This is a genomic window from Novispirillum itersonii (assembly GCF_014205675.1).
Taxonomy (GTDB): domain Bacteria; phylum Pseudomonadota; class Alphaproteobacteria; order Rhodospirillales; family Rhodospirillaceae; genus Novispirillum; species Novispirillum itersonii_A.
The window spans coordinates 26,977-41,711 of the sequence record NZ_JACIIX010000001.1 but is presented as its reverse complement, the minus strand read 5'-3'; the positions used below and the strand labels follow the sequence as shown (position 1 = coordinate 41,711).

The window sequence follows — 14,735 nt, the reverse complement described above, 5'->3', positions numbered from 1 at the left end:
GCCCGACATCCCAGCCAGCCCGGACGCCCTGCGTCCTTCTGCCAGCCCGGATCAGGCCGCCGTCCGTTGAGGGGAGTCCCTTCCGGTGCGGTCTGAGGGTTTTCACCCCCGGACCTGCCGTGTGGCAGCCGGGATGGCACGGAGAGGCGGCAATGGCGCAGGCCATGGCGACGGCACAGGGATTTTCAGCACCGGCTTTTGGCGGTGCGGCGGGTTTGCCGCCGCTGGCCTGCCCGCTGCCCGGCGAGGCACAGGGCCGCAATCCGCGCATTACCACCGCCACGGCGCTGGCTTCGCTGCTGGTCCATGCCGGTGTGGCCCTGCTGTTGCTGCGGGATCCGCTGCCGACCCCGTCCGCCCCTGCCCCCCAGATCATTGCTCCCGCAATTTCCCTGACATGGACGGCACCGCCTGCTGCCACGCCCGCTCCGGCTTCTGTGCCGGTCCAGTCTGCCCCCGGGATCCCCCCGGAGCCGGTTCCGTCGGAGGCCGTTGAGCCTGCGGCCGAGGTGCCGCCCCCGGTGCTGACGGCGGCAGCGGTGACAGACCTGTCCGTCCCGCCGCCGGTCCCGAAGCCGCAGCCCCGGGATAAGGCGTCGGCTGAAAAGACTCAGGTTAAAAAGACTCAGGCTGAAAAACCCCCGGCCCGGCCCCGGCCCGTGGCAACGCCGGTGATGAAGACGGTTCCGCCGTCACCGGCTCTGGCCCCGGCTCCCGTTCCGGCCCCCGATCTTCCTGCCGCTGCGGCACCGTCGGCCCCGATCGGTCCGGTCGCCGCCGCGCCCTCTTCTGTTTCCCTTCCAGTCCCGGCGGAGCCGTCTCTCCTCCGCGGGGAGGACGGTGTCCCGGTCAGCCGGGATGCCCGTTACCTTGAACCCCCGAAGCCGCCGGAGTATCCGCGCCGCGCCGTTCAGCTTGGTCTGGAAGGAACGGTTGTGGTGCGGGCTCTGGTCGAAGGGGGCGGGGTGCCCCGGACAGTCCGTATCGTGACCGGCAGCGGGGTGGACAGCCTCGACGCCGCCGCCGTCAGGGCGGTGTCCGGCTGGAAATTTGCCGTCTCCGACCACGGAAGCCTGTGGGTGGAGATTCCGGTGCAGTTCCGTCTGCGCTGATCCGTTCCTTCCTTTCTTTCCTTCTCATCAGACAGGACCCGTCATGACTGCCTCTGCCTTTATTGCCGCGCCCGATGCGGCCCTGACCGCCACCCTGACCGGCCTGTGGACCGCCGCCGCCGCCGGAACCGGCAATGGCCGCCTGCGCGATGTCGCCGCCCAGCATCACGTTTCCGAAGCCCATATCGTCGCCTGTGGCTGTGCCGATGGTTCGGTCCGCCGCCTGACCACGGAGTGGAAGACCCTGCTGGAAGGCCTGCCGGCCTGTGGCGATGTGATGGTGCTGACCCGCAATGAATGGGCGGTGCATGAGAAGGTCGGCACCTTCGGCAACATGACCATTTCCCCGGCGATGGGGCTGGTGCTGAACCGGACCATTGACCTCCGTATGTTCCTCGGCAAGTGGGCGGTGGCCTTTGCGGTGACCACCCAGACCAAGACCGGCCCGCGCCACAGCATTCAGGTGTTTGACGCCCACGGCGATTCCATCCTGAAGATTTTCGCCCGGGATACCACCGATCTGGCGGCGTTTCAGGCCCTGACCGCCGCCCATGTGGCGGACGACCAGACCCCCGGCTTCATCGCCGATCTGGTGCCGGACCGCGCCGCTGATCCGGCGGATGACGCGGTGGATGTCGATACCCTGCTGTCGGCGTGGCGCGGCATGACCGATGTCCATCAGTTCCATGGCATCGTCAAGAAGGCCGGTGTCGGCCGCCATCAGGCCCTGCGGCTGGCCCCGGAATTTGCCGAGGAAGTGCAGCTGGATGCCCTGCGGCAGGTGGTACAGGGCGCGGTGGACGCCGAAGTACCGATCATGGTGTTCGTCGGCAACCGCGGCAACGTGCAGATCCACACCGGCGCGGTGAAGACCGTCCGCATCATTGATAACTGGTTCAACATCATGGACCCCGGCTTCACCCTGCACCTGCGCGAAGACGGCATCGCCTCCGCCTGGGTGGTGCGCAAGCCGCATGCCGACGGCCATGTGACCTCGCTGGAACTGTATGACGCCAACGGGGACAACTTCTGCATCCTGTTCGGCGAGCGCCGGGAAGGGGAGCAGGAGCGGGACGACTGGCGCGCCCTGCTGGCCGCCCTGCCGCGCCGCGCCGTGGCGCAGGCCGCTGAGTAAGGAGGGTACCGCGATGACCGTCTCCACCCGGCGGGATCTGTCCCGTCTGTCTCTGCTGAACCACAGCCTGTCCCGCCGGTCCCTGCTGGGGCTGGCGGCGGCCGGGGGCGTCCTGCTGGCGGGCGGCGGGCTGTCTGCCCGTTCTGCCCGGGCGGCGGTGGCCCCGCAGCGGGTTGTCACGCTGGGGGGGCCGGTCTCGGAAATTGCTGAGGCGCTGATCGGGGCGTCGCGGATTGTCGGGGTGGATACCACCACCACCACTCCGGCGACGCTGGCCGACAAGCCGCGCACCGGCTATCTGCGCCAGCTGGCGGCGGAAGGGGTTCTGGCCCTGCGGCCGGACCTGATTCTGGCCCAGCATGATGCCGGTCCGCCGGAGGCGCTGGCGCAGGTGCGGGCCGCCGGGGTGCGGGTGGAACAGTTGCCCCCCGCCGTCGATGCCGCCGGTCTGGTGGCGGTGGTCCGCCGCTGCGGCGCGGTTCTGTCGGCTGAGGCGGCGGCGGCGGCGCTGGCGACCCGGATCGGGGCTGATCTGGCCGCCCTGCCGGTGGCCGGGGCCACCGGGCGGTCGGTGCTGTTTCTGCTGATCGGTCATTCCACCCCGATGGCAGCCGGGGCCCAGACCCCGATTGACGGCCTGATCAGCATGGCCGGGGCCCGCAATGCCTTTGCCGGACAGGGCGGCTGGAAGCCGGTGTCGGCGGAAGCCCTGCTGCCGCTGAACCCCGATGTGCTGCTGGTGTCGGATCAGGCCCTGAAGCAGATGGGCGGTCTGGCCGGATTGCAGGCGCTGCCGTTGCTGGCGGGCAGTGCCGCCGCCCGGGCCGGGCGGGTGCTGACGGTGGAGGCCAGCCTGTTGCAGGGCCTTGGCCCGCGCACCCCGGCGGCGGCGCGGGATCTGGCCGAGCGGCTGGCCGAGGTGCCGGTATGACGGCGCTGGCCTTTGGCCGCCGCTCCGGCGGCGGTCTGGCCGCCCTGCGGTCCCCACGCGCCTGGGTGATCCCCGGGCTGGCGCTGGGGGTGGTCGTGGTCGTGGTGGTGGCGGGCATGACCGGGGCGATGGCGGTGCCCGCCTCGGCGGTGCTGCACATGCTGTTCGGCTGGACCGGCCTGTGGGCCGGGGCCCCCTTGGATGAAGCCACCGTCACCGTGCTGTCGGTGATCCGCCTGCCGCGTGTGGCGATGGCCGCCCTGATCGGGGCGACGCTGGCGGTGATGGGGGCGGTGATGCAGGCGCTGTTCCGCAATCCGCTGGCCGACCCCGGGCTGATCGGGGTGTCGTCCGGGGCGGCGGTGGCGGCGGCGGCCTCCATCGTGCTGGGCAGCAGCCTGCCGCTGTTCGGGGCGCTGCCGTCCGGGATGGTGCTGCCGGTGGCGGCCTTTGCCGGGGGGCTGGCGGTGACGGCGCTGGTCTATACCTTTTCGGTCCGCGACGGCCAGCCGTCGCTGTCGCTGATGCTGCTGGCCGGGATTGCCATGAACGCCCTCGGCGGCGCGGTGATCGGCCTGTTCGTCTATCTGGCCGATGATGCGCAGATGCGGCAGCTGACCTTCTGGACCATGGGCGGGCTGGGGGCGATGACGCCCGGCACCCTGATTCCGGCGGCGGTGCTGATGGCGCTGGCGCTGGGCGGGGTGCTGTTCACCGCCCGGGCCCTGAACCTGCTGCTGCTGGGCGAAGCCGAGGCCTATCACCTTGGCGTGCGGGTCGAGGCTCTGAAACGGGTCTGCATCGTGCTGGTGGCGCTGGGCGTCGGGGCCGGGGTGGCGGTGGCCGGGACCATTGCCTTCGTCGGTCTGGTCGCGCCGCATCTGGTGCGGCTGATGGCCGGGCCGGACCACCGCCGGGTGCTGCCGGGGGCGGCCTGCATGGGGGCGATCCTGCTGACCGGATCAGACCTGATCGCCCGCACCATCGCCGTTCCGGCGGAAATGCCGGTCGGGCTGGTGATGGCCGGGATCGGCGGACCGTTCTTTCTGGTGATGTTGCTGCGGGTCCGTGCCGCAGGCGGGGTCTGAAAGGGCCGGACGATGCTGACAGTACAGGGTGTGACGGTGCGCCGGGGTGGCCGGGCGCTGATCGAGGACCATCACTGGACCGTGCCCGACGGGGCGGTGACGGTGGTCCTTGGCCCCAACGGGGCCGGGAAGACCACAGCCCTGAAGGTGCTGTCCGGCGACCTGCGGCCCGATGCCGGGCAGGTGTGGCTGAATGACCGCCCGCTGCCGGACTGGCCGGTGCAGGAACTGGCCTGCCGCCGGGCGGTGGTGCCGCAGGCCGGGGCGCTGGCCTTCCCCTTTACGGTGGAGGAGGTGGTGACCATGGGCCGCGCCCCGCACCGCAGGCGGTCGTGGGCGGCCCGCGATGCGGCGGTGGTCGCCGATGCGCTGTCCGCCACCGACCTGACCGCACTGGCGCAGCGGCCCTATCCCGGCCTGTCCGGCGGCGAGAAACAGCGGGTGCATCTGGCCCGGGCGCTGGCCCAGTTGGATGGGGCTCCGGACGGGCAACGCACCCTGCTGCTGGATGAGCCAACGGCGGCGCTGGATCCGGCGCACCAGCACCAGTGTATGCGGCTGGCGCGGCGGATGGCCGATGACGGGGCGGCGGTGGCGGTGATCCTGCACGATCTGGCGCTGGCGCTGCGCTATGCTGACCGGCTGGTGCTGCTGCGGCAGGGCAGAGTGATGGCGGAAGGCCCGGTGGCCGACACGGCGACGGCAGACATTCTGTCGGCGGTCTATGACTGCCCGGTCCGCCTGCTGCGGGTGCCCGGCGAGGCGCTGCCGGTGGTGGTGACCGGTTAACGTTGACCGCCCGGTCACTCTGTCCCTATGGTTTCTGTCAGGCGGTGGAGACTGCCTGCTTCATTGTCTGTGGGGGCCCCGGATGGTGACCGTTGGCATCATTGGGTGCGGGGTGATCGGCCGCACCCTGTATCAGGAGTTTCTCGCCCATCCGGCGTTCCGGGTGGTTGCGGTCTGGGATCCGTCCGCTGCGGCGGTGGCCGCCCTGCTGACGCAGGGGCCGGAGGATGCCGCCGCCTGTGCCGTTTCCGGCCCGGAGGCGGTGGTGCAGGCGGCGGATCTGGTCTATGTGGCCTCGCCCCCTGCGTTTCATGTGCCGCAGGCCCTGATGGCGCTGGCCGCCGGAAAGGCCTGCCTGTGCGAGAAGCCGCTGGCGGTGGATCTGGCCGAAGGGGCAAGGCTGGCGGCGCAGGTGGCAGCGGGAAGCGCCCCGGTTGCCGTACATTATCCACTGGCGACGGCCCCGGCGGTTCTGGAGATCCAGCGCCGGATTGCCGCAGGCGGGATCGGCACCGTGACCGGGGTGCGGATTGAGGCCCGCTTTGCCCGTTGGCCCCGGGGCTGGCACACCGGGGGCGACTGGCTGACGGGGCGGGCCGAGGGCGGTTTTATCCGCGAAGTGCTGTCTCACTTCCTGTTTGTCACCCTGCGGACCTTTGGGGCCTTGTCCATCCACTCTGCCAAAGCGGTCTATCCGGCTTCCGGCGGCTGCGAAACCCGGCTGGATGCGCTGCTGTCCGCCGGGGGCATCCCGGTGGAGCTGACGGCCTGCGTCGGCGGGGACGACGATGATTATAATGTCTGGCAGATCGACGGCACCATGGGGCGGTTGCGCACCACCGGGTGGTTTACCGGACAGGTCTGGCAGCAGGGGCACTGGCAGCCGCTGCTGCCGGGAACGGTGGCGGAGGGGGATGCCCTGACCCAGCGGGCGGTCCTCGACGGGCTGGCGGCGATGATGGCCCGGCAGCCGCACCGGCTGGCGACGGTGGCCGAGGCACTGGACGTTCAGCGCTGCGTTGAGGTGTTGCGACAGGCGGAATAGGCTGTTTTCTGGGTGGGCACCCTCCGGCCTGCGGTGACATGGCTGTTCTTTATAAAGAGGACGGGGAAAGAGATCTGGCCGAATTCAGCCGCAGAACCGCTGTTGCGGCGATGGCAACAAAAAACCCCTCCTCCGTTGCCGGGGGAGGGGTTTTCCGCGTGAGGGGCGGAAGATGTCACCAGATCAGGCGACAGCGTCCTTCAGGGCCTTGCCGGGCTTGAACTTCGGCTGCTTGGAGGCAGCGATTTCCAGCGGCTCGCCGGTGCGCGGGTTCTTGCCGGTGCGGGCAGCGCGCTCGGACACAGCGAAGGTGCCGAAGCCGACCAGACGCACTTCGTCGCCCTTCTTCAGGGCGTCGGTCACAGCGTTGAACAGCGCGTCAACGGCCTTGGCGGCATCCGCCTTGGTCAGACCGGACTCAGCAGCGACGGCATCGACCAGATCGCTCTTGTTCATGCTCAAGGTCTCCTTGGGTTTATCAACCAAATGGAAAAGAAAAATCTGAAACCCGGAAACGGTCCCGCAGGATGATCTCCCCTCTGCGGTCCGGCCCTGCCCAGCAGTGCCGTCCGCAGTATCCTGTCCTGCGTGCCCCAGATCCCCGGTGCGGCCGGAGTTTCATCCGCTTCCCGCCCTAAAGCAAGCGTTTCCGCCATTCCTGCCTGCGCTTTATTTTCTTGACAGGTCCGCGCAAACCCGCACAGCAGGCCGGTTTGCGGGGAAGAGGCGGTGTTTTTCTTCGCGGAGGAGGGCAGGTTACCTTCTTCATAAAAATATCAGGCCCCGGATACTCTCCGCGCGATGAAAAAGCAATGAAAAGGGGACTGTATTCAGGCGGCCCCACCGCAGGATCCGGCCTGCGGTGACATATTCCTTTCTGCGAAACGCGGGGTCGGGGATTGACCGTCTGTTTTCGTTCGCTCCCCGCCCACTCTGCCTGAACCATTCAAAGCCCTTCCGGGCGGCGTTACCGGACAGTGCCCGGCGTGGCGCAAAAGCGGCCCCGGAGGCGGGGCAGCGGTGGATAACTGGCGGAAATCCACGTCTGGCCCGGAATTTGCTTATCCGGTCTGGCTCTTTCTTTTATCTGTGGCACCGGGGGTCCGGCCGCCGCTGAAGCATACAGCGAGGATATGACCATGACCATTCGTGGCATCCAGCGTGGGCAGCAGAGTGTTCCCGGCCTTCTGCCGACGGACGCAACCGCCGACGCACAGGCGTCTGAGGGCGCGACCGCCGAGTTCTCCGCCCTGCTGTCACAGATGGCGTCTCAGGTTGGCACGTCGGTTCCGGACAGTGCCGGGGCGACGCTGATGAACACCCTGAAGGCGACGGCGGCCACCCGGCAGGATGCCAAGGCGGCGGAACCGGCCCGTCCGCGGGCGGACCGCGACCGTCCGGAGCGGGCGGAACCGGCGGCCCGGTCTGCTGACAAGGCGGCGCGCAGGGATGACCGTGCGGATGCTGAGGATGCGGCCCCGGCAGAGCAGGCCGCTGATGTTCCTGCAACCAACAATACGCCTGCGGTTGATCCGGCGGCGGCGCAGGTTGCTGTTCCGGTTGTACCTGTTGCGCCGGTGGTGACCGACGCAGCCGCTGCCGCTGCGGCGGCTGCCGTCACCGATCAGGCCGTGGTGCCGGAGCAGGCGGCTGCCGCTCAGGCGGTGCAGGCGCAGACGCAGACCGTGTCTCAGGATGCCAAGGCGGCGGGGCCGGCCCAGCAGGGTCCGGCGCAGCCGGGCCGGGGGGCGCGGGATGAGGCTCAGACCCAGACCGCGCAGGCGGTGCAGGCTGTTTCCGACGGCCAGCAGCAGGCCCAGTCGGGGCTGACCGATGACGGGGCCGCCGGGCAGGATCCTTCCGCCAACCGGTCGCCTCTGGCGGACCATCAGGCCAAGGCGGCAAAAACTGCCCTGACCGCTGAGCAGGCGGCAACTAATGCCGGTGCAGCGGCGGAGGCGGCCAAGCCCGCCGAAGGGCCGCTGACCACGGTGAATGCTGAACAGTCCAAGGGGCTGGCCAAGGCGATCGGCGATGACCGTCCGGTTTCGGTGCAGGTGCAGACGGATACCGCCGTGCGTCAGCCGGTGGCGCAGGCCGATGTGGCGACCGATAGCGGTCCGACCAACTGGTATGATCTGGCCAAACAGGGGCCGCAGACCCCGGCCAACGGGACGGCGGCCTCTGCGCCGTCCACCGATGGATCGCAGCAGCAGCCGTTGCTGGGCTTGAGTGCCATTGCGGCGGCGGCCTCTCCGGCCGGGGCGGCAAATTCTGCCGTGATGGCCTCGGCGGCTGAGGGCGTCAGCGGAGTTGACGGGGTCAAGGGGACCTCCGGCACCGGCCAGACCGGCGCAACCTCGGCTCCGGCGGCGGCGCAGTCGGCGTCCGGGCCGCAGCAGGCCCAACAGGCGGCGAAGGCGCAGGCTGCCAAGGCGACCGCCCGGCCGCAGGCGGCTGAGGAGCAGGATCCGGTCGAACAGATCCGGGTCCGCATTCAGCAGGATGCCACCAAGGGCGAGACCATCAAGATCGCCCTGCGCCCGGATAACCTCGGCAAGGTCGAGGTCAAGCTGGATATCCGGGACGGCAAGGTGAACGCGCAGGTGGTCGCCGAGACCTCCGAGACGCTGGAAATGATGAAGACCGACGTCAAGGGGCTGGAAAAGGCCCTGAATGATGCCGGGCTGCGGGCCGATCCGGGCAGCGTCACCTTTTCGCTGAAGGATGGCGGGGCCCAGCAGCAGATGGCGCAGCAGGATCAGGGCCAGAATGGCCGTCAGGGTCCGGGCACCCCGTATGACAGTGTCGGTCATTCGCTGGAAGACGATCTGTCCCCGGAAATTGGCACGATTGATGCAATGCGGTCTGCGCAGGCTGCCGCCCGTGGCGGGGTTGACGTCAGGATCTGACGCCGCTTCGCCCGGGGCCGGAGTTGCCCCCGGTTTTTTTAAGGCTGGTTTTTAAGGCCGGTTTTCAGTCCTTGCCGTTTTCGCCGCTTTTAAGGAATTCGTCCCATGCCTTCAGTCAACGCATCCGCAAACGACAAGGCCCTGTACGATCAGGTCACCAAAAGTAATGGCGGGACCTCCAGCGATTCCCGGAATAAGCTGGCGAAAGACCTGAATACCTTCCTGACCCTGCTGACCAATCAGCTGAAAAATCAGGATCCGACCTCGCCGATGGACTCTTCGCAGTTCACCCAGCAGCTGGTGCAGTATGCGCAGGTCGAGCAGCAGATCAGCCAGAACGAAAAGCTGGATAAGATCCTGACCGCCAACAACAACACCCTGTCGGCGATGGGCGTGAATTACATCGGCAAGTATGTCGAGGCGGAAAGCTCTGCCGTGCCGTTGCAGGACGGGCTTGGCCGCTTCGCCTACGGCGTTGCCTCCACCGCCAATACGGTCGGCATCCTGATCAAGGATTCCACCGGCAAGGTGGTGCGTGGCCTTGACGGCGATCCCTCGGCCGGGGTGCATGAAGTGCGCTGGGATGGCAAGGACGACAGCGGCAAGCAGCTGCCGGACGGGTCCTACACCCTGTCGGTCACCGCCCTCGGGGATAACGGTACCATTGAGACCTATACCACCGCCTTCGGCCGCGTCACCGGCGTGACCAATAAGGATGGTGAGGTCAACCTGATCATGGACAAGCTGGCGGCCCCGATGTCGAAGATCCTGTCGGCCTCTGACAGTGTCGCCGCCAACACCCAGTCTCTGGCCAGCTCGGCGATCCAGTATATCGGCAAGACCGTGGAGCTGAAGACCAACGTCCTGCCGTTGCAGGATAAGGCCGCCACCTTCCACTACACCATGCCGGACCGCACCGACAAGACCACGATTCTGATCAGGAATGCCGCCGGGAATACCGTCCGCACGCTGGAGGGCAGCACCAGCAAGGGGGATGCCTCCGTCACCTGGGATGGCAAGGATGATGCCGGGAACCAGCTGGCCGATGGCAGCTACTCGGTCTCGGTGTCCGGCAAGCTCGGCGCCCAGACCCTGACCCCGAGTGTGCTGACCACCTTCGGCAAAGTCACCGGTGTGGTCAGCCGCAGCGGTATCGCCACCTTGCAGATGGGTACGGCAGAATCTGCCGTGTCGTCGGTCGTCGGGGCCACCTGATCCGCAGCCTGAGCCATCTGGCACGGTTTGTGCTTAGAAAATAACACGATAAATAAAAACTGCGGCAGGCCCAGAAGGCAGCGTCCCCGGAGAAACCGGCCCCCCACGGGTATGACGTGACCGCGCAGAACCAAAAGAATTCCTTGGGCAAGGAGCCACACGATGTCGCTTTACGGAGCCTTGTTTGCCGGCGTTTCCGGGCTTGCTGCGCAGTCCAGCGCCATGGGGGCCATTTCCGATAACGTGACCAACGTCAACACCATCGGTTACAAGGGGTCGAAGGTTAACTTCCAGACTCTGGTGACCAAACAGGTGTCCACCACCGCCTACAGCGCCGGGGGCGTGCAGTCCCGTCCGCGGGCGGGGGTTGACGTGCAGGGTCTGTTGCAGGCGACCACGTCGTCCACCGACGTCGGCATTTCCGGCAGCGGCTTCTTCATCGTGTCGGAACAGGCCACCAGCCCGGTCGGTTACGCCTATTCCCGCGCCGGGTCGTTCAAGGTCGACAAGGACGGCTACCTCCAGAACGTCGGTGGGTCTTACCTTCAGGGTTGGCCGCTGGACAACTGGGACGGCACCGCCACCGCTTCCATCGTCAATAAAGACGGCAGCGTGTACATGAAGTCGTACAAGAACGCCGCCGGTGAAACCTACTACATGAACGACAACGCGGTTGACAGCGTCAACCTGCAACCGCTCAACCTGACCAACATCGGCGGCACCGCCCGTGCCACCTCGACGCTGGGGGTTGCCGCCAACCTGCCGTCCGGGGCGCTGGTCGGGGCGACGGAAAAGACCAACGCGCTGATTTATGACAGCCTTGGGAACGCCCATAACCTGAACTACACTTGGTCCAAGCGTGCCTCCAACTCGTGGGACTACGAAGTGATGCCGCCGGCCGGGTCCACCTATGTGGCGCTGGATGATCAGACCTCGGCCCGCCAGACCTCCTTCGCCGCCGGGCGTCTGGACTTCAACAGCGTGCCGAAGGCCGGGACCAATATGACGCTCAAGCTGGGCGGTCAGGATTACACGTTCAACTTCGTCAACACTGACGACAGCAACAACAACTATCTCCAGAACGGTGGTACCAACGCCAGCACCGTCGGCACCACCGGGGCTGCCGGGGATACCGTGGTGATCGGTGGCGTGACCTTCACGCTGGTGTCGGGGGCTGCCTCCAACACCACCGAAATTGATATCACCGGTGTCACTGCCGCCACCGACCTTGCCAGCCGTGTTGCGCAGGCTGCTGAGTCGTACTTTGATACCCGCCTTGGCGCCGGGAACTGGGTGAAGGCCAACGGCGCGGTGATCCAGAGCTCGCTGCCGCTGACCGCTGTCACCGGTACCACTTTCGGTGCCCCGGCGACCGATGCCACCATCAACGACAACGCCACCAACTTCCCCGGCGACCGCGTTTTCAACATCAACGTCACCGCCAAGTCGCTGAGCCAGGTGCTGGATCAGCTGGGGGCGCAGGTCAACACCGCCTTTGCCTTTGAGTCGATCAACGGCGGCTATGGCCTGCCGCCGAGCCCGCCGTCCAACCTCGGTGGCCGCGTCGCCGGTGAAAACGCGATCTGGTTCCGTCAGTTCTCGTCCAACAGCAGCCAGGGCATTGAGGTCAACGCCTCCGGCCTGACCGATGTCAACGGCGCCAAGTCGGTGCAGCAGAACGTCACCTACACCGTTCCGCCGCTGTCCAGCAACGTTGCCTGGAACCGCACCAGTGTGACCGGTAATAACGCGCTGAAGTTCAACGGCGACGGCACCATCGACAAAATCCATGGCTACGATGAGACCTCGGCCAACGATCCGCGTCTGCGGGTGCGCATCGGCTGGTCCAACGGGGCGCTGAACATGGACGGCTCGACCGTCACCTCCGGCGGCAGCCCGGCGATCAGCCTGTTCCTCGGGAACTACAACTCGTCTGCGGGCGGGATGCAGCAGAAGGCCGGTGACTATCAGCTGACCAGCCTGACCCAGAACGGTAACAAGTTCGGGAATTTCGCCGGGGTGACCATCGGTGAGGACGGCATCGTCATCGCCCGCTTCGACAACGGCGTGACCACCCCGATCTTCATGATCCCGGTTGCCACCTTCGTCAACCCGAACGGCATGTCCTCCTCGACCGGTAACGTCTTCAACCAGACCAGCCTGTCCGGCCTGCCGACCGTGCGCGAAGCCGGGTCGGGCGGATCCGGCAAGATTGCCGGGGGCTCTCTGGAAAGCTCCACCGTCGACCTCGGGGAAGAATTCACCAATATGATCACCACCCAGCGCGCCTATTCGGCTGCTGCCAAGATCATCACCACCTCTGACCAGATGCTGGAAGAGCTGGTGAACATCAAGCGGTAAGTCCGGCGGTTTCGCTGACCTTTCTGATCTTTTTGCTCAAGCACAGACTGCCCCGGAGGGAAACCCCCGGGGCTCTTTTTTGGACTTGGTTCTTTTTTGGCGGGGCTCTTTTTTGGTGGGAGGGGCCGCTTTCAGCGCCCGGCTTCGTCCATCAGCCAGCGCCGCATCAGGTCGGCCTCTGTGGTGGGGGCAGGGCGGCCCAGCAGCCAGTAATCCTTGGCGGTGTCGATGGCGTGGTCAGACACCAGCACCAGTGATCCGTCCCGCAGCTGGTCCTCCACCAGCGCGGTGGGGCACAGCCCGATGCCGAGACCGGCCAGCACCGAGCTGACCAGCAGGCTGAAATCGGCAAAAATCGGCCCGGTGCCTTGCGGCATCATCAGCCCATGGCCGGAAAACCACGACCGCCAGGCCTCTTCGGTGGCGTCATGCAGCAGTTCCGCCCGCAGCAGATCGGCCGCAGTGTCGAGGGGGCCGCTGCGGTGCAGATAGGCCGGGGCAGCGGTCGGGCGGGTGGCTGCCGACAGGATGGCATCGGCGGAGCGGTCAGGGCGAGGGCCGTGGCGGATCAGCAGGTCTGCCCCGGCGTCCTCCGGGGTGCGGGCCCCCAGCGGATAGACGATGGAAACCTGAATGTCCGGGTGCTCCGCCCGGAAGCGCGGCAGGCGGCGGGCCAGCCACAGGCTGACGATCGACGGCTGACAGGCCAGACTGACCCGCCGGGCCCGGCCACGGCTGTTCAGGCGCTCGGCGGACCGGGCAATCTCTTCCAGTCCCCGGTGGCAGGCGGCACCGAACTCCTGCCCGGCGGCGGTCAGGGTGACGCCGCGTGGATGGCGGTCAAAAAGGGCAAGCCCCAGCCAGTCCTCCAGCGCCTTCACATGCTGGCTGACGGCGGCGGCGGTCATCCCCAGCTCCTGCGAAGCCCGCAGGAAACTGCCAAGGCGGGCGGCGGCCTCAAACGGGCGCAGATGGGTCAGGGGCGGAAGTTTCATCCTGATATGGCTAAGTCAGGCTTGGTCATCGGTCAAGCAGAAACCCGGTTGTCAGACCCGGTCCCGGCAGGCAGGCTGAAGGACATGACGATGCACACCGGACTCCCCCGGTTTTCTTTCTCCCCCCAGTTTCCTTTACCAAGTTTCTTCCCCGAACCCTGCCCGGAGACCCCCCCATGACCGTTTCTTCCCGCGTGACCGAGCCTGCTGATGCCGCTGCCCGCCGGGCCGTCAAACCGGTGGTGGTCTACCCCAATGGCACCCTGCCGCAGCCGGATATGGCAACGCTGGAGCGGGTGCGGGCGACGCTGGAAAAGACCGATGAGGTGATTGTGCCACCGCGCAGTGGCCGCACCTTCCGGGTGCCGAAGGGGCACTTCTTCCGGATTGTCAGCATCGAAGGGCCGCAGGTCGGCGACCTGAACCTGTGGAATGCCGATAACCTGTCGGAACGTTTCTTCAGCGGCAAGACCCGTGCCCTGCATGCCACCCACGTTTCCACCGGGGACCGGCTGTGGAGCAACATGCCCAGCCTGCGGCCGATGGCGACCATCACCCACGATACCCTCGGCTGGTACGGCTTTGATGCCGATGGCGGTGGCGTGCATGATGTGATCGGCACCCGCTGTGACCCCTATACCCACCGGCTGCTGTCGGGTGGCACTTATGACCACTGCTGCCATTCCAACCTGACCGATGCCCTGTCAGAGGCAACCGGCCTGCCGTTCAAGGAGGCCGAACCGTTTGTGCATGATGTGCTGAACGTCTTCATGTGCACCGGTTTCACCAAGGACACCAAGCAGTACTTCATGAAGGCCAGCCCGGTGCGCCCGGGGGACTTCATCGAGTTCTTCGCCGAGATTGATCTGTTGGGCGGCCTGTCGGCCTGTCCGGGCGGCGATTGCAGCAGCACCCATTCCAGTGATATCGCCGCCTGCTATCCGCTGAAGGTGGAGATCTTCCGCCCGGATCTGTCACTGCTGGCCGACTGGCCGTTCCCGGAGGTCAACGGCTATCAGCCGCCGTCCTGCCGCTGATCCGGCAGCCTTCCCGCTTCCGGGTTCCGGGTCCGGCGCTCCTGTGACCGTTGTGTGCGCGTTGTGACACGGAACCGGCCCGGTGGGGGTTTTCCCCATCGGGCTTTTTATGGTT

12 protein-coding genes are annotated in these 14,735 nt (G+C 66.9%); 10 read left to right on the top strand and 2 right to left on the bottom strand.

Features of this window, described 5'->3' with window-relative positions; genetic code table 11:
* Positions 1 to 152: 152 nt before the first annotated feature.
* From FHS48_RS00170 to FHS48_RS20370, 6 genes are all read left to right on the top strand, one after another.
* Positions 153 to 1,112 (top strand): energy transducer TonB, encoded by a 960-nt coding sequence (locus FHS48_RS00170; RefSeq protein WP_184259791.1) that lies wholly within the window; start codon positions 153 to 155, stop codon positions 1,110 to 1,112.
* Positions 1,113 to 1,155: 43 nt separating this feature from the next.
* On the top strand, positions 1,156 to 2,247 hold the full coding sequence (locus FHS48_RS00165) for a hemin-degrading factor (protein ID WP_184259788.1): 1,092 nt from the start codon (positions 1,156 to 1,158) through the stop codon (positions 2,245 to 2,247).
* Positions 2,248 to 2,260: 13 nt separating this feature from the next.
* Positions 2,261 to 3,178 (top strand): heme/hemin ABC transporter substrate-binding protein, encoded by a 918-nt coding sequence (locus tag FHS48_RS00160; protein ID WP_184259785.1) that lies wholly within the window; start codon positions 2,261 to 2,263, stop codon positions 3,176 to 3,178.
* Positions 3,175 to 4,266 (top strand): FecCD family ABC transporter permease, encoded by a 1,092-nt coding sequence (locus FHS48_RS00155; RefSeq protein WP_184259782.1) that lies wholly within the window; start codon positions 3,175 to 3,177, stop codon positions 4,264 to 4,266. The genes FHS48_RS00160 and FHS48_RS00155 overlap by 4 nt, the downstream gene beginning before the upstream one ends.
* A gap of 12 nt (positions 4,267 to 4,278) precedes the next feature.
* On the top strand, positions 4,279 to 5,055 hold the full coding sequence (locus FHS48_RS00150) for a heme ABC transporter ATP-binding protein (RefSeq protein WP_184259778.1): 777 nt from the start codon (positions 4,279 to 4,281) through the stop codon (positions 5,053 to 5,055).
* A gap of 82 nt (positions 5,056 to 5,137) precedes the next feature.
* Positions 5,138 to 6,100, top strand: a complete 963-nt coding sequence (locus FHS48_RS20370; RefSeq protein WP_184259775.1) for a Gfo/Idh/MocA family protein — start codon at positions 5,138 to 5,140, stop codon at positions 6,098 to 6,100.
* Positions 6,101 to 6,283: 183 nt separating this feature from the next.
* Here the strand turns inward: FHS48_RS20370 and FHS48_RS00140 are convergent, their stop codons facing one another.
* A complete protein-coding gene (locus tag FHS48_RS00140; RefSeq protein WP_184259772.1) occupies positions 6,284 to 6,556 on the bottom strand; it encodes an HU family DNA-binding protein in 273 nt (90 codons plus the stop codon).
* 683 nt (positions 6,557 to 7,239) lie between these two features.
* Here FHS48_RS00140 and FHS48_RS00135 point away from each other — a divergent pair.
* The 3 genes from FHS48_RS00135 to FHS48_RS00125 all read left to right on the top strand — a co-directional run bounded on the left by FHS48_RS00135 (position 7,240) and on the right by FHS48_RS00125 (position 12,588).
* Entirely contained in the window at positions 7,240 to 9,012 is a 1,773-nt protein-coding gene (locus FHS48_RS00135) for a flagellar hook-length control protein FliK (RefSeq protein ID WP_184259770.1), read from the top strand.
* Between the two features lie 105 nt (positions 9,013 to 9,117).
* The gene (locus FHS48_RS00130) at positions 9,118 to 10,227 is read left to right on the top strand and encodes a FlgD immunoglobulin-like domain containing protein (RefSeq protein WP_184259767.1); all 1,110 of its coding nucleotides are present in this window, start codon (positions 9,118 to 9,120) and stop codon (positions 10,225 to 10,227) included.
* A gap of 162 nt (positions 10,228 to 10,389) precedes the next feature.
* Positions 10,390 to 12,588 carry a flagellar hook-basal body complex protein gene (locus FHS48_RS00125; protein ID WP_184259764.1) on the top strand — a complete coding sequence of 733 codons (2,199 nt, stop codon included), beginning with the start codon at positions 10,390 to 10,392 and terminating at the stop codon, positions 12,586 to 12,588.
* 131 nt (positions 12,589 to 12,719) lie between these two features.
* Here the strand turns inward: FHS48_RS00125 and FHS48_RS00120 are convergent, their stop codons facing one another.
* On the bottom strand, positions 12,720 to 13,583 hold the full coding sequence (locus FHS48_RS00120; protein ID WP_184259761.1) for a LysR substrate-binding domain-containing protein: 864 nt from the start codon (positions 13,581 to 13,583) through the stop codon (positions 12,720 to 12,722).
* Positions 13,584 to 13,759: 176 nt separating this feature from the next.
* Between FHS48_RS00120 and FHS48_RS00115 the strand changes: the two genes are divergently transcribed.
* Positions 13,760 to 14,620, top strand: coding sequence for an urea carboxylase-associated family protein (locus tag FHS48_RS00115; protein WP_184259758.1), 861 nt, complete (start codon positions 13,760 to 13,762; stop codon positions 14,618 to 14,620).
* Positions 14,621 to 14,735 lie beyond the last annotated feature (115 nt).

Excerpts from the sequence above, each read along its gene's own strand:
- FHS48_RS00115 (WP_184259758.1), top strand. The coding sequence starts at position 13,760 with ATGACCGTTTCTTCCCGCGTGACCGAGCCTGCTGATGCCGCTGCCCGC.
- FHS48_RS00160 (WP_184259785.1), top strand. The coding sequence starts at position 2,261 with ATGACCGTCTCCACCCGGCGGGATCTGTCCCGTCTGTCTCTGCTGAAC.
- FHS48_RS00135 (WP_184259770.1), top strand. The coding sequence starts at position 7,240 with ATGACCATTCGTGGCATCCAGCGTGGGCAGCAGAGTGTTCCCGGCCTT.
- FHS48_RS00125 (WP_184259764.1), top strand. The coding sequence starts at position 10,390 with ATGTCGCTTTACGGAGCCTTGTTTGCCGGCGTTTCCGGGCTTGCTGCG.
- FHS48_RS00140 (WP_184259772.1), bottom strand. The coding sequence starts at position 6,556 with ATGAACAAGAGCGATCTGGTCGATGCCGTCGCTGCTGAGTCCGGTCTG.
- FHS48_RS00150 (WP_184259778.1), top strand. The coding sequence starts at position 4,279 with ATGCTGACAGTACAGGGTGTGACGGTGCGCCGGGGTGGCCGGGCGCTG.
- FHS48_RS00170 (WP_184259791.1), top strand. The coding sequence starts at position 153 with ATGGCGCAGGCCATGGCGACGGCACAGGGATTTTCAGCACCGGCTTTT.
- FHS48_RS00155 (WP_184259782.1), top strand. The coding sequence starts at position 3,175 with ATGACGGCGCTGGCCTTTGGCCGCCGCTCCGGCGGCGGTCTGGCCGCC.
- FHS48_RS20370 (WP_184259775.1), top strand. The coding sequence starts at position 5,138 with ATGGTGACCGTTGGCATCATTGGGTGCGGGGTGATCGGCCGCACCCTG.
- FHS48_RS00165 (WP_184259788.1), top strand. The coding sequence starts at position 1,156 with ATGACTGCCTCTGCCTTTATTGCCGCGCCCGATGCGGCCCTGACCGCC.
- FHS48_RS00120 (WP_184259761.1), bottom strand. The coding sequence starts at position 13,583 with ATGAAACTTCCGCCCCTGACCCATCTGCGCCCGTTTGAGGCCGCCGCC.
- FHS48_RS00130 (WP_184259767.1), top strand. The coding sequence starts at position 9,118 with ATGCCTTCAGTCAACGCATCCGCAAACGACAAGGCCCTGTACGATCAG.